A 20,882-nucleotide genomic window follows, 5' to 3' on the forward strand; every position below is an offset into this window, starting at 1 on the left:
CCATCGGCGCGCGGGGCAGCTCACACCTGGGGGCGCCGGGCCCGGGGGCGACCGGCGAGCGCCGTCACCCGCCCGCCACGACGGCGGCGCCTGTCCCGAGGACGAGCCCCTCGAGGGTCTCCCGGCAGCACGTCTCGCCGCCGCACCGCCCGATCACGGGCTCCCCCCGCGCGTCCCGCTCGAACCGGCACGCGTCGCCGTCCTTGCTCAGGCACCCACACGAGATAGTGACGAGGATCGCGTTTCCGAGTGCGTCCGTGACCACGCGCGGAATCGTCTCGGAAGCGACGGCTACAGTCTCGCCTACGTCCTCGGAGACGAGGACGCCGGCCCGCCGTGGCAGCACGTAGAACGCGAAGCCGGCCCGGGGCCGGGCCCGGCGTCCCTCGACCACGACGGCCGCACGGAGGGTGGGGAGATCGGCGAGGGCCGCCACGGCGTCGGCCGACAGCCGGACAACCTGCCTCTCCCAGCGGGGCAGTTCGGCGGACGGCTGGGCGGCGGCGAGCGCGGGGAGGAGGGCGGCGAGGAGTGCGAGGCGGTTCATGAATCGAGGAGGCCGGTGACGAGGTCGAGGCGGACCGGCCGAGTCCCCGCCCACACGAGCGTGGGGCGGTCGGCCTCGCCGAGGGAGCGGCACGCCCGGAGCGGCTCGCGGCCGTCGCCGGGGGCCAGGAGCACGCCGTGGGTACCAGGGCGCGCGTACAAGGCAAACCCTGGCCGGGGCCGCGCGCGCCGCACATCGACGCGGATCGCACCGCGGAGCCCAGGGTGCTGGCGGATGGCACGGGCACTGGCCGGCGTCACGGCGACGGCCTGGCCGGTCCGGACAGAGTACACCACCACCGAGTCGGGGGCGGGGCAGGGGTCGGCAGGACCGACCGCGGCCAGTACGATGGCGAGGGCGAAGGCGGACACAGGCAAGGGCGGGTCACCTCCACACGCCCCCTCCTGCGGCCGGCGGGATCACGGGGACCCGGAGGGGGGCTCCCGCGCGTCGTGGCGATAGGATGATCCCCACCCCTGGGTCCGAGGCGTATCGAGTTGTCCCGCCTCGACCGCTCTCGACCATGCGCCATCTCCTCGCGATCCTAGTCCCCCTGATGTGGGCCGCCCCCTCGACCCTCGCCCAACCCACACCGAGGCCCGACCTCCCCCCCGAGGTCCGCGCCAGGGTGACGGCTACGTGCGGAGCGGACCGGGCTTGTGCCGACTCGCTCGTCTCGGCGATCCGAGACCGGGCCCGACGGGCGCCGAGCGCGAGCGAGACGCCCCCGCCGGTGCCCCAACGAGTCCGAGACCGGATCCGCCGTCGGTGCGGCCGTGACCGAGCGTGCGCCGACTCCCTGATGGCCATCGCGCGCGAGCGGGCCGCTGCGCAGCGGGCGCCCCGCCGCGAGCGCGTGGCGAACCTGCCGCCCCGGGACGGGGGCATCACCACGGGCGGCCGCAGGGGCATAGGCGGTCAGATCGGCGACCGCGCGGCGCGTCGGGCCGACCGTGAGGGGGAGGCCCACCCGGCGCCGGACCTAGCCGTCCCCCGCCACCCGCCCCAGGACATGGCCGACAGGTGCATAGACCGGGGGACCGTCCTGTTCGACGGGGCGTGCCGGGACCTCGCGTTCTTCGACGGCCTCATGCCGGGGGGTACGAGGCGGTGGCGTTCTCCGCTGCCGAGACCTACGCCGAACCGGCGTTGACGGTCGTATAGGCCAAGAGCCCCTCGTCTTTCGCCGAGTTCATCGTCGTAGACGACGGCGCGGAGCCGGTCGCCCTCGAGTCCGAGCCCCGCCGCCCCGGGCGCGACGGCGGCGTCGTGCGGGGCGGGCAGGAGGCGCCGGCCCAGTGGGGGCGCGCGTGGACGGTGAGGGGCCTCGCCCCCGAGCCGAGCCCGTTCGGCGACCGGCTGGGGCCGTACCCGATCGTCGCTGCTCTCCTGGCCGAGCAGGGGATGGACGAGGGGGTCCCCGTGTTGCGGGAGCAACTCCACCAACAGGACGACGAGGGGCGGCTCGTCGTCGCGTACGGGAAGACGACGCACCGGCCGCTGTCGACGACCGGGATCGTGACGGAGTGCCACGCCAGGGGCTTCCGGCCTGCGGACTGGCCCCACGACGGCCCATGCTTCACGTCCTCGTGGATCGCGTCCTCCGAGGTGCCGGACCACCTCCCCCTTGAGGACGAGGAGGGACAAGCGATGGGGGTGGCGGAGGCCATCCTAGGGGCGGAGGCCGCCTCTCCGATCGGGGGGCTTCTCGGACCCACCAACTACGCGGGTGAGTGCACGTCCATCCAAGACAGCAGCGTGCTCGAGGGCTCCCTCGGCAACACGATCTGCACCGGAGCCTGGGTCGCGGGAGGGTTGGCCGGGATGTCAGCCAACGTGATGTCTAGCATAGCGACGGGGGCACTAGGGTTGGAGGTCTTCCCCGGGCTCGGGGGGTCCACGGTCGGAGACTTCCTGCCCGGCCACACCTGGATGATCGGGACCGGCGCCGAGATGAGGTACGAGGCGTGCAACGCGGCCCTGAACGAGACCTCGATCACGTTGAGCAAGTGCGCGCTGAGCGTGGCGGACCCCTTCAGCGGCGTCGGAGACACCATGTGCCAGACGGGCGACATTGCCATCCGCTTCATCGCAGACAACGTCGACCAGTGCGACGGCGGCTCCGCTAGATGCGAGGCGACGGGCAAGCAGACGTGCGCGATGGAGGGGAACTGCAGCACGTGCGAGGTCGACGTGAACAGCAGCCAGCCCGCCTCGTGCCAGTGCCTCTAGCCGGGCAGCGCGGGCCTACCCGTCCTCCAATGCCCGGTGGAGCCAGGCCTTCGCCAGTCGCCAGTCCCGCTTGACCGTCGCCGTCCCGACCCCGAGGGCCCCAGCCGTCTCCTCCACCGTGAGCCCCCCGAAGAACCGGCACTCGACCACTCGAGCGGCCCGGTCGTCCACCCGGGCCAGCTTCGCCAGCGCGTCGTCGAGGGCGAGCACGTCGACCCCCTCCGCCGCCCCGACCGGCCCGATCTGGCTAAGCCGGAGCGGGGGGACGCCGCCGCCCCGCTTGTCGCGGCTCCGGTCCCGGGCGTAGTTCACGAGCACCCGCCGCATCGCGATCGACGCGAGCGCCAGCATGTGCCCCCGGTTCCGGAACCCCCGGTCGCCCTGGGGCGCGAGCCGGAGGTACGCCTCGTGGACGAGCGCCGTCGTGCACAGCGTGTGGTCGTGGCGCTCGCGGCCGAGGTACCCGTGGGCGATCCGGCGGAGCTCGTCGTACACCCGGGGGAGCAGGGCGTCGAGGTCGCGGCCGAGCCCGTCGGAGAGCTCGACCGAGGGGAGGGGGTCAGAGGCGGGCACGGGCGCGGCGGGCGTGGTCGAGGAGGACGGGGTCGGCGAGGCCCCACCGGGCGTACGGGCCGAGCGAGGCGGCGAGGTGGGCGCCCGCCTCGTCCGGCCGGCCGAGCCCCGCCAGCGCCGCGCCGAGGGCGACGCGGGCCTGCGCCACGCGCGGGTGGCCCTCGGCGAGGTCGGCCTCGAACGCTTCGAGCGCCCCGAGCGCGAGGTCGTGGGCCTCGGCCGGCCGCCCGGCCGCGAGGAGCGCCGTCGCCAGCCGGAGCTCGGCGTCGGCCAGCCGGACCGGGCTCCACTGCCCGGCCGCCACGGCTGCCCGCTCGACGGCGACGGCCCGCCGGAGCCGGCGGACCCCCTCGGCGGTCCGGCCGACCTCGACGAGGACGAGCCCGATCTGGTCGTCGATCCCGGCCGCGAACACGCGGCTCGTGTCGACCCCGGCCATCAGCGCCCGGGCCTCCTCGAGGAGCGGGAGCGCCTCGCGGGGGCGGCCCTGGAGCTGGAGCGCCCGGCCCACGTTGCGGAGCGCGCTCGCGGCGTCGTGGTGGCGGCCCGCCCCGGCCGCCCGCCACCGCGCGAGCGCCGCGCGGAACGCCCGCTCGGCCGAGCCGTGGTCGCCACCGAGCGCGAGCGCGATCCCGAGCTGGTCGTAGGCCCGCGCCACGGGGACCGTCGAGTCGCCGTAGACGGCCCGGGCGTCGGCCACGAGCGCCCGGAACCGGCCGGCCGCCTCGGCGTGGCGGTCGAGCTGGAGGAGCGCGCCGGCCTCCCGGGCCCGGAGCCCGTGGACGAGCGCGTGGCCAGGCGGCGTCTCGCCGAGCGCGGCCCGGGCCGCCCGCCACGCCGCGAGCGCCCCGCCCCGGTCGCCCACGAACATCCGGCGGTCGCCGAGCGCCCGGAGCACGTACGCCCGGGCCCCGGCCGACGGCCCGGCCACAGCGAGGGCCCGCCGGAAGTGCCTGAACGCCTCGGCCGTGTCGGCCACGACGCCGCCGAGGTCGGCGAGGGCCCGGGCGCGGTCGCCGGGCCGGCCGCCGGCCCCACCATAGAGCGCGGCCGCCGCGCGGAGCCGGCGCTCGGCGGCCCCGTTGTCGCCGAGGTCGCGCTCGAGCCGGCCGAGGTCGGCGAGGACCGCCGCGGCGTCGGGCCCCCCGAGCGGCCCGAGCGTCTCGAGCGCGTCGCGGAAGAGGGGCCGGGCCCGGTCGTACCGGCTCCGCGCGGCGTGGACCCGCCCGAGCGCGTGGGCCAGCCGCGCGTGGACGACGGGCTGGTCGCGGAGGCCCGGCAGGATCTGGGCCTCGCCCTGGGCCAGGAGGTCCGCCACGCGGAGCGTGTCGCCGCCCGGCGTGTCCCGGACGTCGCCGGCCTCGAACAGCCGGACAAGCAGGCCCGTCACCTCCTCGGCCGCGTCGCGCTCGCGGGCCGCCCGCGCGGCCTCTTCGCCGAGCCGGGCCGCCAGCGCCGCCATCGCCACCCCGAACGCGAGCACGACCACGGCCAGCCCCGCCGCCCCCGCCACGGCCCACCGGTGCCGCCGCACGAACGTCCGGGCCCGGTACCCGACCGAGTCGGGCCGGGCCGCCACGGGGAGCCGGCCCCGCCACCGCGCGAGGTCGTCGGCGAGGGCGGCCGCGCTCGCGTAGCGCCGGGCGGGGTCCCGGTGGGACGCCCGCCCCACGATGAGGTCGAGGTCCCCCTCGACCCGCCGCGCGAGCGCCGCGTCGCCCCTGGCCCGGAGCGCCGCCGACGGCGGCGGCGGCGCCCCCTCGGCCACGGTCCGGACGAGGGCCGCGGGGTCGGCCCCCTCGAACGGCCGCCGGCCCGCGACGAGCTCGTAGAGCAGGACGCCGAGGGCGTACACGTCGGTCGCCGTCGTGACCGGCCGGCCGGCCACCTGCTCGGGGCTCGCGTACGCCAGCGTCATCGGGGCCGGCCCCCCCGTCGTCAGCCCGCCCCCGCCGCCGAGCCGCTTGGCCACGCCGAAGTCGAGGAGCTTCACGGCGCCCCGGGCCGAGACGAGGACGTTGGCCGGGGTCAGGTCCCGGTGGATCACGAGGGCCTGGTGCGCGTGCTGGACCGCCGCGCAGACGTCGGCGAACAGGGCCAGCCGCGCGTCGAGCCCGAGCCCGTGGGCGCCGCAGTACTCGGTGATCGGGAGCCCGCCCTCGACGTACTCCATCGCGAAGTACAGCCGCCCGTCGGCCGTCGCGCCCCCGTCGACGAGCCGGGCGATGTGGGGGTGGTCGAGCCGGGCCAGGATCTCGCGCTCGCCCTCGAACCGGCGGAGCCGCCGCTCGACGTCGCCGCGGCGGCGGGCAACCTTCAGCGCCACCGCCTGGCGGAACGCGCCGTCGGCCCGCTCGGCGAGGTACACCCGCCCCATCCCCCCGACGCCGACCTCACGGACCACGCGGTACGGCCCGACCCGGTCGCCCCGGGCGAGGGCGTGGCCGTCCGGCCCGCCCGGCCCGCCGTCGCCGAGCGTCACGCGCGCGGCCGGGGCCTCCAAGAAGTCGGGCTCGGCGTCGTACGACGCCAGGAGCGCCTCGACCTCGGCCCGGACCGCCGGCTCGTGCGGGCACGCCGCCGCCAGGAGCGCCGCCCGGTCCTCGGGCGTGAGGTCGACGGCGGCGTCGAACAGGTGGTGGAGCCGGTCCCAGTCGGTCGGTGGCACGGCGGTGCGCCGGTGTCGGTGAGCCCATCATAGCGTTGGCCCCGTCTCCGTGCACGCGGGATCATGCGCCCGGCCCTGACGGCCCGTGATCCCGCGCCCAGCCCGACGGGGCGGGAGGGGAGGACCCACCCCTCGACGCCATGCGCCGCCTCGCCCTCGCCCTCCTCCTCTGCGCCCTCGCCGCGCCCCCCGCCCACGCCCAGCTCGGCCGCCTCATCGAGCGGGCCCGCGAGGCCGTCGAACGCCCTGCCGAGCGGGCGCCCGAGCCCCCGGATCCGCCGGCGACCCCGGCCCTGCCCGACGGGCCCAGCGAGGCCGCGCCCGAGCCCCCGCGCGACTGCCCCCCGGGCCAGCCGCTCCCGGGCGCCGACATGGCGCGGCTCCTGGGGGAGGTCTGGCTGTACCCGCTCGTGGGCCAGATCGCCGTCCAACGCGCGCAGTTCGTGCTCTTCCCGTGCGCCTCGGGCGACGTCCAGGGCCGGATCGCGCTCCGCGACGCGAGCGGGGCCCTCCGCGAGGAGTGGCCCATCACGGACTCCCACCCGATGGCCAAGATGCAGGTCTTGGAGTACCTCGAGGTCACGGGCCGGGCCCAGATGGACCCGCTCGAGCCCGGCGAGTACGCGCTCGTGGTGGAGGTCGACGGCCACCTGGCCGGGCGCCTCCCCCTCACCGTCCGCGCGGTGGAGAGCGGCGACCCCTTCAACCCCGCCACGATCTCCGCCTTCGACGGGCCGTGGCGCACGCTCGGCTATTTCTCGGTGCGAGCGGACGAGACGGGCGGGGTGTCGGACCGGCCCGCCGAGTTCACGTTCTGGATCGACCCGCACGACGCGGGCGGGGGCGACGCGCAGGTCCGAGTCGAGCTCGTCCAGCGGGGCGACGTCGTCGGGTGCGTGGGGATGGGCGCCGGGGACGGGCCCCAGGCCTACCCGGGCCGGTTCGTAAAGCGCACCGCGCAGTTCCGAAAGCGCGCGGGCTGCGACGACGACACGCCCAACCTCCCCTCCTGGGGGGCGGACGGGTGGGAGCCCGGAACGGTCGTCCGCGTGGTCGCCGAGGCCGACGGCCGCGTGATCCAGACGTACCCCGTGCGTGTCGACGAGGCCGGCCGGCTCGCCGCCCACCCCCGCAGCGCCCTGGACTACGAGCCGCGCGCCGACTTCCTCACGCCCCGGACCATGACCGGGAGTGGCGGCACCCTCAGCTTCGTCGACCACGTCTTCTGGGTCGAGGCGGAGTAGCCCGTTCATCCTCCCTCCAAAAAAATCCTTCCTCCCATGCGCACGTCCCTTCTCGCCGCCGCCCTCGCCCTCGGCGCGGCGGCCCTCGCCCCGTCTGCCGACGCCCAGCGCAGGCCGCCGCCCCGCGATTCGACCGACCGTGTCGAGCGCCGCGCCGACGAGCCTCTCCGCTCGCGCCAGGTCCGCCGCCCCCGGTTCCGGAGCGAGCAGGGCGCCCGGGACCACGCCCGTCGGACACGCGAGGCCCGCCGCGACACGACCGACCGTGCCCGCCGAGACCGGGCCCCCCACCCCCGTGGCCAGCGCGCGCGCGCCGGGCGCCCCAACCGCACCGGAGCCCTCCTCGACACGCTCGCGCTCGGGCACTCGGAGGCGGCGCCCGGGGACGCCAATGCTCGGCGGGGGCGCCAGCAGGCCCGACGCCAGCGGCGCGGGGGCCCGCCTGACCGGGACATCTCGACCATGCAGGACATCGTGCCGCGGACGGGCCAGGACACCCCGCCCGACGAGGGCGGCTACATCATCGACGACTGGATCTGGGGCGCGCAGGACGCCGACCGCGAGCCCCGCCCGGAGGCCGACGGCCAGGCCGCCCGGACCCAGTCCCCCCCCCCGCGTGCGGGCACGACGACCGTCAGCGGCCGACGGATCGGGCAGAACCCCGCCGGCCCCGGCGGCGCCCCGCCCTCGGCCGACGACTACGACCGCGCCGACCCCCCCAACGACAACCGCCCCGACGGCTACGAGTACGGGGTCGGCTACGTCGTCTCCGGGCCCACGACGCCGACCCTGATCTCGGGGGCCGGCGGCCCCGACCAGATCGACAAGGAGCCCGGCAACGGGGCCATGCTCTACCTCGTCGGCGGGGCCGAAGAGGCCGACGCCCCGTGCGCCTTCCTCTTCGGCTGGGCCCGCTGGAACGACCCCCGCAATGGCCGCCAGCAGTACTTCGAGACTACGACCGACCGCTGCGACGACAAGGGCCCCTGGTGGAGCTCGGGCTGGACTGGTGACATCTATGAGTCGAAGTACTTCTCACGAGAAGAGGGCCATCCCGATCCTTTCGAGCCGTCCGGCGACGACGCCCGGCACGTCGCGGGTGTCCCAGCCCGGGAGTTCGACGTCGCCCCGACCGACCCCCAGCCTATTCGGGCCGCCCACGCCGTCCAGGCGTGCCTCAACCGGGCCGGCGACCGTCTCAAGGGGCTCCGCATCTGGGGCGCCCACGTCGGCCGGGCCGAGCCGGGGTCGGTCGAGCCGGACGGCGCGCTGTTCGGCGAGTTCGAGCGGCCGAACTGCCACGAGTGGGCGGCCAAGCGGTCTTGCCCCGAGGGGGAGGTGGCCATCGGGGTCACGGTCCACGGCGACGAGGGCCGCGAGTTCGAGGCCAGCGGCGTGAGCCTGACCTGCGCCGCCCCGCGCCCGATCGACCTCGCGTTCCCGATCTACGAAGACTGATGCGCGCGCTCCTCCTCGCCCTTGCGCTCGCGGCGGGGTCGGCGTGCGCCCAGCCCGTTGGCCCCGCCCGCCTCGGGCCCGATGCGGCGTACGCCCCGGCCACGCCTCACGCCGTCGCCCACGTCGACGGGCTGGCGGTCGACTCGGGCCGGGTCTACGGCGCCCGGCCGATCCCGTACCGCGTCTACTACCCCGAGGGCGTCGACGGCCAACTCCCCGTCGTGGTCTGGTCCCACGGCGGGGCGCCCGGCAAGCGCGACCCCGCCACGAGCGGGCCCGTGTGGGGCCGCGTCCTCGCCGGCGCCGGCTACGCGTCGGTCCACCCCGCCCACGGGCCGCTCACGCGCGCCGAGCGCGAGGCCCAGTGCGCGGCCATCGGGGTCACGGCCTGCGAGACGTTCAAGTTCAACGACTGGCAGCGGCCGCGCGACCTCACGTTCCTCCTCGACCACCTCGCCGCGCTCGACCCGGCCGCCGCGCCGTGGGCCGCCCGCCTCGACCTCTCGCGGCTCGGCGTCGTGGGCCACTCGGCCGGCTCGGGCGCGACGGCCACGCTCGCCGGGGCCGTCCGCCGGTGGGAGGGCGCCACGCTCCGCCACGCCGACGACCGGCCCCTCGCCTTCGGCCTCCTCTCGCCGCAAGGCCGGGGCGACGGCGGCTTCTCGGAGGGCTCGTGGGCCGGCATCAGGCGGCCGGTCTTCTTCGCGAGCGGGAGCGAGGACGGCCCCACGCCCGAGGCCCGGCTCGACCCGTTCCGTGGCGTCTCGTCGGACGTCGCGGTCCACTACTGGGTCGAGCACCCCGGCGCCCAGCACACGCTCTTCGAGCTCAAGGAGCGGGCGTGCCTCCGTGCCACGCGCGACCAGCGCGTCTGCCGAGCCCTCGCCGAGCCGCTGGCCCAAGCCGTCGTCGGCTTCCTCGACGCCTACGTCCGCGGCGACGCCGGGGCGCGGGTCTGGCTCGACGCGCTCGAGCCGTCCCCCACCAGCGCGGCGACCGTCCTCCGGCGGTAAGCCCCCGTCGCCGGCAGCTCTTCGCCCAGCACACACAGGCCCACCCCACCGAGGTCCTCCATGTCACGCATACCCATCGCTTCTCTGACCGCCGCCCTCCTCGCTCTCATCCTCGTCCCCCTCCTCACTGCATGCGGTGGAGGGGACACCGCCGACGTGGCCCCCGCGGCGGCGGCCGACCCCGGATCCTGCGCCTACGTCGACACCGAGGCGCTCGCCTCCCGCCTCGGCGGCACGCCGACGACGGCGCCCGGCCTTGACGGCGCCTGCACCCTCACCCTCGACGGCACTGACCTCGCCACCGTCACGGTCGCCGGCTTCGACCCGGCAGCCTACGACGCCTACGTCGCCGAACTGGCCGACGCCAACAACATCGGCAACACTGGCGTCGAGGGGAAGCTGTCCGACGACCGCTCCGTCGCTCGGGTCGGCGACCACCTGATCACCGCCGAGCTCCTTGGCGGCGACCGCACGTTGCCCTTCTGGATCGACGTCGTCTGGGCCGAGGTCGCGGAGGGCTGACGCACGAGGGGACGGCGGCCGACGCGACCGTCGGCCCGGGCGTCGTGGGGCAGTCCCGGGAAGCCACGTCGGCGCGGCCCCCCGGATCCGTGGGCTTAGCCGACGACCTCGCAGGACTCGAGGTCGACTCGGTCATGCTTGACGTGGCTTGACCACCCGACGCTGGGCGCGACGCGCCCACGGACGGTCACGGCCGGCGCCGGGTCGCCGCCCGCGACCGCGTCGTGGTCGATGTCGGGGCCGGAGCAGATGACGAGGGCGTCGCCGTCGGCCACGTCGAGCCGCGCCGGGCGGTCGCCGATCCCCTCGGACGCCCGCTCGAGCGAGCCCGTGACCGTCGCGACGCGGCCCCGCCACCGGCGGACCCGGTCGATCACGTCGCCAACGGGCTCGCCGTCGTCGGCGCCGACCGCGACCTCGCAGTCGTCGAGGCGGTGCTGGTCGCGGTCCAGTCCCTGGAGGCGGCCTCGGAGCACGACCGGTGTGGTCGCCCCGGCCGTGTCGGACGGCGCCTCGGGAGGCATGCAGCTGACCTCCGGGAGGTCGGAGGCCGTCTGGTTCGGCTCCGCTGTAACGGCGGTGGGCCACCTCAGGGCCCCGCCCGGGATCGGGTTGTGGACGTACCCCCTCACAGCGATCTCGCCGAACACGGCCCGGAGAGAGTCGACGAGGGCCGCCGCTGGGATCGCCTCCCCGCCCGCAACCGGCGGGGCGTCGGAGAGGGGGAGGGCGTCGGGGTCCGAGCGGTCTCGGGGAGCGCGTTCGGTGGCCGGGGCCTCGGCGGAGGGGGCGGGGCCGGCGTCGCTGCCGCACGCGGCGACGAGGAGGGCAAGCGGGACGAGGAGGAATCGCATAGCGGGGGTGAGCGGTGGACCCCTTCCTGCCCCGTCCAGGGCCGGGTCGGATCACGCCCCACCGACGCCCCCCAACTGGGCGGCCGGCGTCACACGGCGAGCTCGCAGTCGACCGCCTTGAGTGCTCCCGTCTTTACGCCGCCCAGGCCGCCCGCCCGGGGATCGACCCGAGCCCGGAGCGTGACGGTCGGCCGCTCGCTCATGAGCGCGAGGTCGCGGGGCCCGACGCCCTCGGGGAGGTAGTCGGCCGCAGGGTGCGGGCCGTAGCACCGCACGAGCGCGTCCCCTTGGCCCACGTCGACCTGGGTAGGCCACCCCTGGCCGGTCACCTCGAACGCGCCGCGGAGCTCACCCCGCAGAGTCACGTCCCGCCCCCCGGCCCACTCCCGGACGCGTCCGACATAGGCGCCGACGGGCTCCCCGCCGTCCCCAGGCTGGATCTCGCAGTCCGTGAACCGGAGGGTTCCCTCCTCGATGGCCTGGAGGTCCCCCCGAAGCGTGAGCGGATAGCCGGTCCGGTTCGCGATCGGCTCCCTGTTGACGGGGCACCGGACGCCCCCCTCGTTCTCGCCGCCGGGGTAGACCGTCACGAAGACGTCGAGGGTGTCGCCCGCCCTTTCCGACGGGTACCCCGTAACGGCGACGTCGGAGAACAGGGCACGGACCGTGTCCACAAGCGCCGCGACGCCGACCACGTCGCCCCCGGCGATCGCCGGCCCGAGCGACGTGAGCTGTGCGGGCGCCGCGTCAGGCGGGGGCGGGTCGGCGGGAGCGCCCCCGTCTGGGGCACAGGCAGTGAGGGTAAAGACGAGGGCGAGGGACAGGGCGAGTCGCACGGGTGCGGCGGGAGCATGGGTATCCATCCCGCCCCGTCGGCCCGGGGCGCGGATCACGTATCTGCCACCCGCTGCCTCGTGCCGGGCGCCGAGGGGTCTGGCCGCGCCCTGTGCCGAGGGGATGCTCTCGCATGCGACCCCGAACGGGACGCCGTCCCGGTCTCAGCAGGACGCCCTCCACTTCCGTCTGCCCGACCGGGCGCCTCTCGGGCGTCCGCTCAGGCGCTTACTCGGCGGCCCCGCTGTCGGCGAGTCCCGCCCCCGCCCGGCGCACCTGCCAGCCCCGCGCCGTCCGCGTCGCCGGCAGCGGCCCCAACCCAACAAGCCCCCGCCGGTTCACCGCTGGACCGTCCCGAACCGACGCCCCGCTGCTGGTCCCCGCCATCCTGCCGAGCGCCGAGCCCGGTCCCCCGCCCACGGCGGCATACATGGAGGTCGCCGGGGTGTGCGTTAAGGAGTCGGTGGGCCGGGCAGACCCGGGCGGCCGGCCCACCGAGATGTCGCGTTGCGTGGGGGCGTAGGGGGGAGGTGAACTCGCGGTTGGCGGCCATGAACGAGACCGTGGACCTGTACCGTGACGTCTCCGCACGTACACAGTCAACCCCCGACGGGACCTCGGCGCATTCGTCTCCAAGAGGGGATCCGAGTTGAGCTGTCAAAAGGGGGGCCCGTCCCGAACGCGTGACGGCCGTTCTCCAGAATCGTCGATTCTGAGCCGCATCGGAGGTCAAAGGTCGGCCGCCGGTGCCCGCGCCCCCCACTTCCGTCCATAGGGGGACACCCCGTTAGGACTCCGGCCCGTAGCGCGGGCTCGTGCCAGTGGTGGCATTGGCCGGTTCGACACCTTTCAGGTTACGGCAATCCGACGAGACGGGCCACGTCCCGACCCCCACACCCCTTACCGCCGACTCGGACGCCTCGGTTCCGAGCCCCGGGAGGGGTCTCCTCAGCCCTCCTTCCGAGGGCGACGAGGGTCGGGCACTCCGCCCGACCGCCCGCGCTGTGGAGCGCGGGCCGCCGCCGACCCCGGCGGCTTCCCCACCCGCACGTGCCCGCCCCGGACTCCCCCGGCCGAGGTGCGCGCGGTCACTACACCGGCCGAAGGGCCGAACGTCATGACTCATTCACCACCCCGGGACGAGGTCCGCCCCGCCGACCCGGTCGCCGACCCGTTCTCGGGGCCGGCCGTCCCGCTCCTCCGCCTCCGACGGCCCGGCCGTGAGGCCATCCCGCCCGAGGCCTGCCTCCTCGGCCCCCGCTGCCTCGTCTGCCGCTGGCGCCGCGAGGGGCTCCTCGACGTGGAGCCGGAGCGTCGGGCCGCCTGAGGCCCCGGCGCGTCTCGCGCCACCCACCCGCTGGCAGGGCCAGCGCCGTCGGACCCCTCCGGCCCCCTCCGCCAGGGCTCGCCTGGCACCCGCCCGCACGTCCGCGGGCGGCCCCACGAACGGCGACCGGCCATCCGGACCGAGTCGCCCCAGCTACGTCCACGAAGGACGACAACCATGAGCTACCACACCACCCTTCCAGGCTACGGCGACGCGTGCCTCTGCGGGAGCTACGGCCCCTGCCGCTGCGCTCCGGGGCCCGACGTCGACGCCTACTACGAGGCGTCGTACGAGGCCGGCTACGACCACTGCCTCGCCGACGGATACTCCGAGCGGCCCCTCACCGAGTGGGTCTACCGAACCGGGTACCGCGTCCGCTACGAGCGCGACGCTGACGGTCAGCAGCGCGTCTCGCACGTCATGACGGCCCTCCGGTTCGCCGAGTTCACGTGGCGGCATTACCACCGGACCGAGGCCGCCTACGGCGTCTGGTTCGAGCGGCAGTACGGGTTCGACCTCGCGAGCTAGCTCGCCGGCTTCGACGACGCCGGGGCCGGCCTGCCGAGCGTGGTCGACGACCCCGAGCGGCACGCGCTCTGCGCCGAGGCGCTCGACAGCTACGAGCCCGCGCCCGACCTCTACGACGAGCGGCTCGGCCCGTGGCCGGCCCCGGCCGAAGTCGACGACTGGCTCCTGTTCTAGCGCAGCGCTAACCACGCGGTGTAGCCACCCACTGCGGCGCTCGCCGCGACGGGCCATGGCCCAGGACCACACGGTCCGAACACACTGACGCCCGCCCCGGAGCTCCCGAGGCGGGCGTCGCCATGTCTGGCCGGTCGGCCAGATCGCCGAGCCGGGAGGGTCCCGGCCGGCTGCCGGCGACCGCGCTGTCTCTAGCAGCACGGCGCCATCACCACGACCGGGGGAGGCCCCGATCACGATGACCAACCACACCAACGTACACACCACCCCCACGACCGTCCACGACGACGGGGCCCGCAACACCGAGTCCGGCATGCGGATCGCGCCCGACGAGGCCCGCGCGGCCGAGGTCGCCGCCCAGGCCGGCCGCTGGCTCTCCCTCGCGACGGAGAGGACCCGGATGCGCCCCGAGACGCTCCTCGCGAAGGCCCTCACCTCGGCCACGTTCAGCGCGGTCCACCGGACCTCGTCGCTCGCCGTCCCATCGAAGCTCTCGGGCAAGTCGCGGCACCAGCGCGCGCTGTGGGCCCTCGTCCGGGACCCGGCCGAGCCGTGGGCCCCGCTCACCGTTGACGTCACGTCCGAGACGATCACCGCGAGCCTCGGCGACGAGGCCCTCGGGACGCTCCTGTCGAAGCACCTCGGGTGGGTCCGCCCGCTCGTCCCGTTCGGGCTCACGGTCCACCTCGCCCGCGTGACGGGGAGCGAGACCGGGGGGTACACGCTCGGGGCCAACGTCGTCCTCGGCCACGTCGGGCGCGCGCTCGACCGGCTCCTCGACGCGCTCGGTGAGGCGGGCGGCCCGTCCGTCGGTGGCGACGGCGCGACCGCCGAGCCTCCGCCTGCCTCGCTCGGCCTCGTCGTCCGTCCCGAGGCCGACGTCCTCCGCCCGGGCTACGACGCCCAAGACGTCGTGCTCTACCGGCGCGTCGACGGGACCGCCTGCGCCTCCGTCGACCACGTCCCCCGTCACAGGCCAACGGGGATCGAGTGGGGCTACGCGGGCTCCGGCCCGGCCGACCTCGCCCGGTCGGTCCTCCTCGCGCTGACGGACGAGGCCACGGCGGAGGCGCTGTACCAGGCCTTCAAGGCCGACGTCGTCGCTCGGGTCCCGCAGGCCGGTGGCGTCCTCCGCGCGACCGACGTCCGGGCCTGGGTCGCCGCCCAGACCGACCGCCCGACGGCCGCCAAGCTCCCCCATCCACCGACCGAGAGGCCGGCGCCCCACCGTGGGGCGCCGGCCTCTCTCCATTCCAGACCGACTCATGAACAAGATCACGACCGCCCCGAACCAGCTCGCTCTCGGGCTCACCACTCCCATCATGTCCATGGCCCAGCGCGACGCGCGGCCCAACCGCCAGGCCCGGCTCGACGCCGCGAAGGCCGTCCTCGCCCGCGGCCTCGCCGGCGTCCGCGACGACCCGAAGGCGCTCGCGGCCTACCTCGCCTTCCGCGCCCGCTTCCACGACTACAGCCCCCGGAACACCATGCTCATCTTCCTCCAGCGCCCGACGGCGAAGTACTGCATGGGCTTCCGCTCGTGGACCAAGCACGGGCGCCGGGTGCTGAAGGGCGAGCGGGGCCTGACGGTCCTCGCGCCGATCCTCCGTCGGCCTACGGAAGGCGATGTCGCGGCCGGGCACGACCCCGACGACCGGGTCCCCGTCGGCTTCCGGACGACGACGACGTTCGACTACGAGCAGACGGAGGCCGTGTCCGACGACGCCCTCGTCTAAACGCCGCCGATCCCGAGGCTCGACGCCGCCGGGCCCGAGGGGCTCCTCGCGAGGCTCGAAGCGGTGGCAGAGAGCATCGGGTGCGCGGTCCACTACACCTCGCTGGGCTACGCCGACGGGTGGTACCGGGAGGCCGACCGGACCGTCTGCGTCCGGGCCTCGCTCTCGCGGGCCGACCGGTGCTCGGTCCTGTGCCACGAGCTGGCCCACGCGGTCGCCCACACCGGCGACCGGGGGACGAGCCGTGCCGCGAGGGAGCTCCAGGCCGAGGGAGCCGCGTACGTCGCGCTGGCCGCGCTCGGCCTCAACACGGCCCGGGCGAGCCTGCCCTACCTCAAGAGATGGGGCGACGACGACCGGATGGCCGCGGAGCTCGACGCCGTCGACCGGATCGCCAGCCGGCTCCTCGCGCTCGTCGACGACGCGGCCGAGACCGCCCGCTAGGCCACCCGACACCGGGCACAGCGCCCGGCCATTCATACTTCTTGACCACCGACCGACAGGCCGGGCTCCCACCGCGGGGCCCGGCCTGTCATCGTTTCCGACAGACCCATGACCCCGAGCCACACCTCCCTCTACGCGAACACTTGTTCGCCCTCCAGGCGCCCCGAGCCGACCGGCCTCGGCCACACGCTCGACCTGTTCACCCAGCCCGCCGACCGTCCGCGGCTCGACGTCCCCGTGTTCTCTGTCCGCCTCGTCCGAGAGCGGAGCCACGAGACGGCCGTCGTCCGGACGCCGGCCAACGCGGCCCGCCTGTGCTGCGAGCTCCTCGACGGGTACGACCGGGAGGTCTTCCTCGCCGTCGCGCTGTCCACGGCGTCCCGAGTGATTGGCGCCCACGTCTGCCACGTCGGGACGGTCGACGCGAGCGTGGCCAGCCCCCGGGAGGTCTTCCGCTTCGCGATCCTCTGCAACGCCCGGAGTGTCCTCGTCGCCCACAACCACCCGAGCGGTAGCCTCGAGCCGTCGCGGGCCGACGTGGCCGTGTCGAAGCAGCTCAACGCGGCCGGCGAGGCCGTCGGGGTCGGGCTCGTCGACTCGCTCGTCGTCGGGTACGCCGGGGCGTACACGTCGCTCACAGAGCGTGGGCTCCTCTAGCGAGCCACGGTAGATCCAGCGCGCGCCGGACAGGCGGCCTCCCGCTCACCTCCCTCGACGGCGTACGGGAAGACGCGGGGCAGGGAGTTAGCGGACGCTGTTTCCCGGACGGGTTGCTGAACGGAATCGGCCGCACCAGGGCCGGTGAGGGTGGACTGGCGCAGCGCCGGCGAAAGGGGCCGTTAACCGGGCGGCCACCCCAGGTCTCGGACGTAGGCCTCCGCGAGCCCGGCCGCATCGCCTCGTCGACTACCACAGCGGTGCCAGCCGCGTAGCTTTGATCGTACCGCCACCGGCCGCAGGCCGCTGAACGCCAGCCCGTCGTCCCGCTTGCGAACGAGTTGACAGCCCCCACATGACGTCCATCGCGAACGTGTTTACTCGAGCCCGGGCTGGAGCGTTGCTGATGCTCGTCAGCGCCGGGCTCGCCCTCGTCGGCGCGGTCCTGGCCGCTCGGGCGGGGACGCGTTTCGATGCGTGGTACTGGATGCCCGTCGTGTACGGAGCGGTGATGGTGGGGGGCCTGGTGTGGGGGGGCATCCGGCAAGGCTACTCGGGCGAGGCCGTCCCGCCCCCACCTCCCTCCGGCGACCCGACTCGGGACGTGACCGCCTGGGTCGACCGGTGGAGCAGCGGGTACGGCCTGCCGCCCTGGCAACGCGTCACCGGAGCGCTCGCCACGATCCTGACGGCCGTCGCCGGGTTGATCATCGCGGCGGCGACGGGGGAGGTCTTCCTCGAGATGCCGTTCAGCTGGTGGGCGATCGGGATGGGCATCCTGATCGTCGTCGGTGCGGTCGGGCTCACGAAGGCGCTGCCGAAGCGAGACGGTTGATCGGAGGGAATAGAGGGACGACAAGCACGCGCTGAGCCCTTGGGCGGCAAAATTGCGACCGGTCGGCGCGTTCGTCTGAGGCGGGCCGTCGGCACGTGTGACGATTCCGGGCCTCGTGCGAACCACGGGAACACCCGCCCACGCTCCCGTGCCCCGACTCCAGACCGCGCTCGCCCTCCTGCTCTTCGCCGGCCCCGTCGCCGCGCAGCCCCCGCCCCCCTCCGGCGAGCTGCTCCTCTTCAACGCGCGCCTCGTCGACCCCCGCACCGACGCGGTCCGGACGGGGGCGCTACTGCTCCGAGGGGACACGATCGCCGCCGTCCTTGACGCTCCGCCGGCGGAGTACGACGGCCCCGACTCGACGTCGCAGGGCGCGCCGTGCTCCCCGGCCTCCTCGACCTCCACGTCCACAGCTACGGCAACCTCTCGCCGTCGGGCGTCGAGACGCTCGGCACCGAGGGGGCCGCCCGGCGGATGCTCTACGCTGGCGTGACCGGGTTCCTCGACCTGTTCGCCGACGAGGACGCCATTTTCGCCCTCCGCGACCGCCAGCGCGCCGCGACCGGGCCTGAGAGACGAGACGCCGCGGACGTCCACGCCGCTGGACCGCTGCTCACCGCGCCCGGCGGCTACGGCACGCAGATGGGCCTGCCCACGCGGACCGTCGCGACGCCGGACGAGGCGCGGCGCGTCGTCGCGGCGCTCTCCGAGCGCCGCCCGGACGTGGTCAAGCTGGCCTACACGACAGAGACCGGCTCGTTCGCGTCGATGGACCGGCTGACGATGGAGGCCGTCGTCGAGACCGCACGCGCGCTCGATCTGCGGACGGTCGTCCACGTCGACTCGTGGGCGAGCGTGGTCGATGTCGCCCGGGCGGGCGCGTCGGCCGTGACGCACCTCCCTCCGGCCCCCGTGCCCGACGCCGCCGTGGAGGCGATGCGGGCGCACGGCACCGTCGCCATCCCGGCCCTGGCGGGCGAACTCGGGCTCTCCGACCTCACGACCCGCTCGTGGCGCGACGCGCCGTTGCTCGCCGCCGTCGCCTCGCCCTCGGTCGTCGCGGGGTACTCGGCCCCGCCCGGGCCCGGCCTCGAGTCCACGGTCCTGGGGCAGCGTGAGGAGCGGGCCGCCCGCCTCGCCGCCGTCCGGGCGCTGCACCGGGCGGGCGTCCCCGTCCTCGCCGGGACCGACGCGGGCGCTCTCGGGACGGTCCAGGGGTTCTCGCTCCACCACGAGCTGGCGCTCCTCGTCGAGGCGGGGCTGACGCCCCGCGAGGCGGTGGCCGCGGCCACGACCGAGGCGGGCGCGTTCCTCGGTCGGCGGGTCGGGCTCCGGGTCGGCGACCGCGCCGACCTCGTCGTCCTCGCCGCCTCGCCGCTGGACGACGTGCGCCGGACGCAGGACGTCGAGCTCGTCGTGTCGCACGGGCGCGTGGTCGACCGCGAGGCCCTGCTCGGCCCGCTCCCGGCGGAGCCGCTGACCGGCCCCCTCGTGGACGACTTCGCCTCGGACACCCTCACGAGCGCGCTCGGGACCGCGTGGCGCGTCGTGACCGACGAGGCTCTCGGCGGCACCTCCGCCGCCGAGGTCTCCGTCTCGGGCGGCGTGCTCCGCGTCGAGGCGTCCCTCCGGCCGGGCTCGGCGGGCATCGGGTTCGTCGAGCTCGTCCTCCCGCTCGACGCCGCGGGCGCCATGCGCGACGTGTCCGGCTGGGACGGCGTCCGCCTCCGTCTCCGCGCGCTGAGCGGGCCGCTCGCGCTCAAGCTCCAAACCGCCGACGTCGGCAACGTCGACTACCACGCCGTCGTCCTGGAGCCGAGCGCGACGGCGCAGGAGCTGACCCTCCCGTTCTCCGGATTCCGTCAGCTCTGGTCGGAGCAGGTCCCGTGGACGGGTCGCCGCGTGCTCGCCGTCGCGCTGTCGTCGGGGGGGATGGAGGCGGCCGAGGTCGCCTACGAGGTCGAGGCGGTCGAGTGGTACCGTGACGACCAATGATCCTCTCCGTGCTCTTCTCCCGCTCTCCGGGCGACTCCCCGCAGGCCCGGTTCGAGGCCCTCCTCGACCGGCACTCCGGGATCGTCCGCAAGGTGGCGGCGACGTACTGCCGCTACCCCGAGGACCAGCGCGACCTCGCCCAGCAGATCACGGAGCACCTGTGGCGCGCCTTCGGGCGCTACGACCCCGACCGGCCGTTCTCGACGTGGGCCTATCGGGTCGCCCTCAACGTCGCCATCTCCCACGTCCGGCGGGCCGCCCTCCGCGACCGGACCGTCGAGTCCTACGACGCCCTCGACCACGAGCCCGTCGACGCCGCGACGCTCTCGGCCGACGACGACGACCGCGTCCGCGCCCTCTACCGCGTCGTGGACCGGCTGGGCGCGTTCGACCGCGCGCTCCTCCTGCTCCACCTGGAGGGCTACCGCAACGGCGAGGTCGCCGACGTCCTCGGCCTCTCGGTCACGAACGTGGGCACGCGCCTGAGCCGCCTCCGCAAGCAGATCCGGGCCGACCTCGCCCCCCGGCCGCCCCTCACCGACCGCACCCCCCTCCCATGACGCTCGACGACCTCAAACTCGCCCTCGACGAGATCGACCGGCGCCTCGGCGCGAGCGAGGCGGCGGACCGCGCGCAGCGCGCCCAGGCCTCGCTCCGGCGCTCGCGCTCCGCGCTCGGCCCGCTCCGGTGGTCGCTCTGGCTGGAGGCGGCCTTAAGCGGCGCCGCGACGGGATTTCTCGCCTGGTTTCTCGCCGTCCACGCGGCGTCCCCGTGGCCCGCGGTCGCGTCGGCCGTGCTCCTGCTGGCGCTGAGCGCCGCGTACCTGATCGCGACGGTCCGCCAGCTCGAACGACTGGGCCGGCTCGACCCCGCCGCGCCGGTCGTCGAGGTGCAGGGCCATCTCGCGGCGCTGAACGCGCTCCGGAGCCGGGTCGTCCGGAACGTCCTGCTGGCGGCCCCGCTCGTCTGGCTCCCCGTCGTCGTCGCGGCCGAGTGGGCGGCCGGGGTCGACCTCGTCGCCGGGACGAGCCCCGCCTGGGTCGTCGCCAACCTCGCGCTCGGCGTGGCCGTGCTCGGCGGCGGCCTCTGGGTCGCTCACCGCCGGCCCGAGTGGGTGGCGGCGTCGCCGTGGCTCCGCCGAACGGCCGACCACCTCGCCGGGCGGAGCCTCCGCCGGGCACGCGAGCACGCAGACGAGGCGGCCGCCTTCGAACGGGACCTCGGCAGTTGACGGAGGAGAC

At 75.5% G+C, this 20,882-nt stretch carries 21 protein-coding genes and 1 pseudogene; 16 read left to right on the top strand and 6 right to left on the bottom strand.

The annotated features are described in order from the left end of the window. Nucleotides 1–64: 64 nt before the first annotated feature. Nucleotides 65–547, bottom strand: coding sequence for a hypothetical protein (locus BSZ37_RS12695; RefSeq protein WP_095510902.1), 483 nt, complete (start codon nt 545–547; stop codon nt 65–67). Next, nucleotides 544–681, bottom strand: coding sequence for a hypothetical protein (locus BSZ37_RS22055; RefSeq protein ID WP_179299622.1), 138 nt, complete (start codon nt 679–681; stop codon nt 544–546). The genes BSZ37_RS12695 and BSZ37_RS22055 overlap by 4 nt, the downstream gene beginning before the upstream one ends. A 1,183-nt stretch (nt 682–1,864) precedes the next feature. On the opposite strand from BSZ37_RS22055, the gene BSZ37_RS12710 reads away from it, so the two are divergent. Continuing rightward, entirely contained in the window at nt 1,865–2,779 is a 915-nt protein-coding gene (locus BSZ37_RS12710) for a hypothetical protein (protein ID WP_143537653.1), read from the top strand. A gap of 15 nt (nt 2,780–2,794) precedes the next feature. Here BSZ37_RS12710 and BSZ37_RS12715 read toward each other — a convergent pair whose 3' ends face one another. Both BSZ37_RS12715 and BSZ37_RS12720 read right to left on the bottom strand, forming a co-directional pair. Beyond that, nucleotides 2,795–3,352: an ECF-type sigma factor gene (locus BSZ37_RS12715; protein WP_095510906.1), complete on the bottom strand. Its 558-nt coding sequence runs from the start codon at nt 3,350–3,352 to the stop codon at nt 2,795–2,797. Beyond that, nucleotides 3,339–6,020 (bottom strand): serine/threonine-protein kinase, encoded by a 2,682-nt coding sequence (locus BSZ37_RS12720; RefSeq protein WP_095510907.1) that lies wholly within the window; start codon nt 6,018–6,020, stop codon nt 3,339–3,341. Before BSZ37_RS12720 ends, BSZ37_RS12715 begins: the two co-directional genes overlap by 14 nt. Before the next feature lie 140 nt (nt 6,021–6,160). Here BSZ37_RS12720 and BSZ37_RS12725 point away from each other — a divergent pair, with 140 nt between their 5' ends. The 4 genes from BSZ37_RS12725 to BSZ37_RS12740 are packed head-to-tail and all read left to right on the top strand — an operon-like array spanning nt 6,161 to nt 10,257. After that, nucleotides 6,161–7,264, top strand: a complete 1,104-nt coding sequence (locus tag BSZ37_RS12725) for a hypothetical protein (RefSeq protein ID WP_095510908.1) — start codon at nt 6,161–6,163, stop codon at nt 7,262–7,264. A 36-nt stretch (nt 7,265–7,300) separates the two neighbouring features. After that, nucleotides 7,301–8,722 (top strand): hypothetical protein, encoded by a 1,422-nt coding sequence (locus tag BSZ37_RS12730; RefSeq protein ID WP_095510909.1) that lies wholly within the window; start codon nt 7,301–7,303, stop codon nt 8,720–8,722. Continuing rightward, nucleotides 8,722–9,735 carry an alpha/beta hydrolase family protein gene (locus tag BSZ37_RS12735; RefSeq protein ID WP_095510910.1) on the top strand — a complete coding sequence of 338 codons (1,014 nt, stop codon included), beginning with the start codon at nt 8,722–8,724 and terminating at the stop codon, nt 9,733–9,735. Before BSZ37_RS12730 ends, BSZ37_RS12735 begins: the two co-directional genes overlap by 1 nt. A gap of 60 nt (nt 9,736–9,795) precedes the next feature. Further along, nucleotides 9,796–10,257: a hypothetical protein gene (locus BSZ37_RS12740; RefSeq protein ID WP_143537654.1), complete on the top strand. Its 462-nt coding sequence runs from the start codon at nt 9,796–9,798 to the stop codon at nt 10,255–10,257. Between the two features lie 95 nt (nt 10,258–10,352). Here BSZ37_RS12740 and BSZ37_RS12745 read toward each other — a convergent pair whose 3' ends face one another. Both BSZ37_RS12745 and BSZ37_RS12750 read right to left on the bottom strand, forming a co-directional pair. Beyond that, nucleotides 10,353–11,111, bottom strand: a complete 759-nt coding sequence (locus BSZ37_RS12745; protein ID WP_095510912.1) for a hypothetical protein — start codon at nt 11,109–11,111, stop codon at nt 10,353–10,355. An 89-nt stretch (nt 11,112–11,200) separates the two neighbouring features. Then, nucleotides 11,201–11,947: a hypothetical protein gene (locus BSZ37_RS12750; protein ID WP_143537655.1), complete on the bottom strand. Its 747-nt coding sequence runs from the start codon at nt 11,945–11,947 to the stop codon at nt 11,201–11,203. A gap of 1,115 nt (nt 11,948–13,062) precedes the next feature. On the opposite strand from BSZ37_RS12750, the gene BSZ37_RS12760 reads away from it, so the two are divergent. The 11 genes and pseudogenes from BSZ37_RS12760 to BSZ37_RS12800 all read left to right on the top strand — a co-directional run bounded on the left by BSZ37_RS12760 (nt 13,063) and on the right by BSZ37_RS12800 (nt 20,872). Next, nucleotides 13,063–13,272, top strand: coding sequence for a hypothetical protein (locus BSZ37_RS12760; protein ID WP_095510915.1), 210 nt, complete (start codon nt 13,063–13,065; stop codon nt 13,270–13,272). 177 nt (nt 13,273–13,449) lie between these two features. Further along, entirely contained in the window at nt 13,450–13,800 is a 351-nt protein-coding gene (locus tag BSZ37_RS12765; RefSeq protein WP_095510916.1) for a hypothetical protein, read from the top strand. Between the two features lie 39 nt (nt 13,801–13,839). Continuing rightward, nucleotides 13,840–13,974 (top strand): hypothetical protein, encoded by a 135-nt coding sequence (locus BSZ37_RS22660; RefSeq protein ID WP_281253030.1) that lies wholly within the window; start codon nt 13,840–13,842, stop codon nt 13,972–13,974. 400 nt (nt 13,975–14,374) lie between these two features. After that, nucleotides 14,375–15,076: pseudogene (locus BSZ37_RS22860) on the top strand (DUF6166 domain-containing protein); the annotation flags it as partial. 163 nt (nt 15,077–15,239) lie between these two features. Next, entirely contained in the window at nt 15,240–15,710 is a 471-nt protein-coding gene (locus BSZ37_RS12770) for an ArdC family protein (protein WP_095510917.1), read from the top strand. A gap of 63 nt (nt 15,711–15,773) precedes the next feature. Then, nucleotides 15,774–16,154 (top strand): ImmA/IrrE family metallo-endopeptidase, encoded by a 381-nt coding sequence (locus BSZ37_RS12775; protein ID WP_179299623.1) that lies wholly within the window; start codon nt 15,774–15,776, stop codon nt 16,152–16,154. Between the two features lie 108 nt (nt 16,155–16,262). Then, nucleotides 16,263–16,811 (top strand): JAB domain-containing protein, encoded by a 549-nt coding sequence (locus BSZ37_RS12780; RefSeq protein WP_095510919.1) that lies wholly within the window; start codon nt 16,263–16,265, stop codon nt 16,809–16,811. Nucleotides 16,812–17,166: 355 nt separating this feature from the next. Continuing rightward, nucleotides 17,167–17,646, top strand: a complete 480-nt coding sequence (locus BSZ37_RS12785) for a hypothetical protein (RefSeq protein WP_143537657.1) — start codon at nt 17,167–17,169, stop codon at nt 17,644–17,646. 378 nt (nt 17,647–18,024) lie between these two features. Next, nucleotides 18,025–19,641, top strand: coding sequence for a CIA30 family protein (locus BSZ37_RS12790; protein WP_095510921.1), 1,617 nt, complete (start codon nt 18,025–18,027; stop codon nt 19,639–19,641). Beyond that, a complete protein-coding gene (locus tag BSZ37_RS12795; RefSeq protein ID WP_095510922.1) occupies nt 19,638–20,201 on the top strand; it encodes an RNA polymerase sigma factor in 564 nt (187 codons plus the stop codon). Before BSZ37_RS12790 ends, BSZ37_RS12795 begins: the two co-directional genes overlap by 4 nt. After that, nucleotides 20,198–20,872 (top strand): hypothetical protein, encoded by a 675-nt coding sequence (locus BSZ37_RS12800; protein ID WP_095510923.1) that lies wholly within the window; start codon nt 20,198–20,200, stop codon nt 20,870–20,872. Before BSZ37_RS12795 ends, BSZ37_RS12800 begins: the two co-directional genes overlap by 4 nt. Nucleotides 20,873–20,882: the final 10 nt, after the last annotated feature.

The organism is Rubrivirga marina, assembly GCF_002283365.1.
Taxonomy (GTDB): Bacteria; Bacteroidota; Rhodothermia; order Rhodothermales; family Rubricoccaceae; genus Rubrivirga; species Rubrivirga marina.

Bases quoted from the DNA above. Each gene is read 5' to 3' on its own strand.
- BSZ37_RS12695 (WP_095510902.1), bottom strand. From the start codon at position 547: ATGAACCGCCTCGCACTCCTCGCCGCCCTCCTCCCCGCGCTCGCCGCC.
- BSZ37_RS12725 (WP_095510908.1), top strand. From the start codon at position 6,161: ATGCGCCGCCTCGCCCTCGCCCTCCTCCTCTGCGCCCTCGCCGCGCCC.
- BSZ37_RS12730 (WP_095510909.1), top strand. From the start codon at position 7,301: ATGCGCACGTCCCTTCTCGCCGCCGCCCTCGCCCTCGGCGCGGCGGCC.
- BSZ37_RS12735 (WP_095510910.1), top strand. From the start codon at position 8,722: ATGCGCGCGCTCCTCCTCGCCCTTGCGCTCGCGGCGGGGTCGGCGTGC.
- BSZ37_RS12740 (WP_143537654.1), top strand. From the start codon at position 9,796: ATGTCACGCATACCCATCGCTTCTCTGACCGCCGCCCTCCTCGCTCTC.
- BSZ37_RS12745 (WP_095510912.1), bottom strand. From the start codon at position 11,111: ATGCGATTCCTCCTCGTCCCGCTTGCCCTCCTCGTCGCCGCGTGCGGC.
- BSZ37_RS12760 (WP_095510915.1), top strand. From the start codon at position 13,063: ATGACTCATTCACCACCCCGGGACGAGGTCCGCCCCGCCGACCCGGTC.
- BSZ37_RS12765 (WP_095510916.1), top strand. From the start codon at position 13,450: ATGAGCTACCACACCACCCTTCCAGGCTACGGCGACGCGTGCCTCTGC.
- BSZ37_RS12770 (WP_095510917.1), top strand. From the start codon at position 15,240: ATGAACAAGATCACGACCGCCCCGAACCAGCTCGCTCTCGGGCTCACC.
- BSZ37_RS12780 (WP_095510919.1), top strand. From the start codon at position 16,263: ATGACCCCGAGCCACACCTCCCTCTACGCGAACACTTGTTCGCCCTCC.
- BSZ37_RS12785 (WP_143537657.1), top strand. From the start codon at position 17,167: ATGACGTCCATCGCGAACGTGTTTACTCGAGCCCGGGCTGGAGCGTTG.
- BSZ37_RS12795 (WP_095510922.1), top strand. From the start codon at position 19,638: ATGATCCTCTCCGTGCTCTTCTCCCGCTCTCCGGGCGACTCCCCGCAG.
- BSZ37_RS12800 (WP_095510923.1), top strand. From the start codon at position 20,198: ATGACGCTCGACGACCTCAAACTCGCCCTCGACGAGATCGACCGGCGC.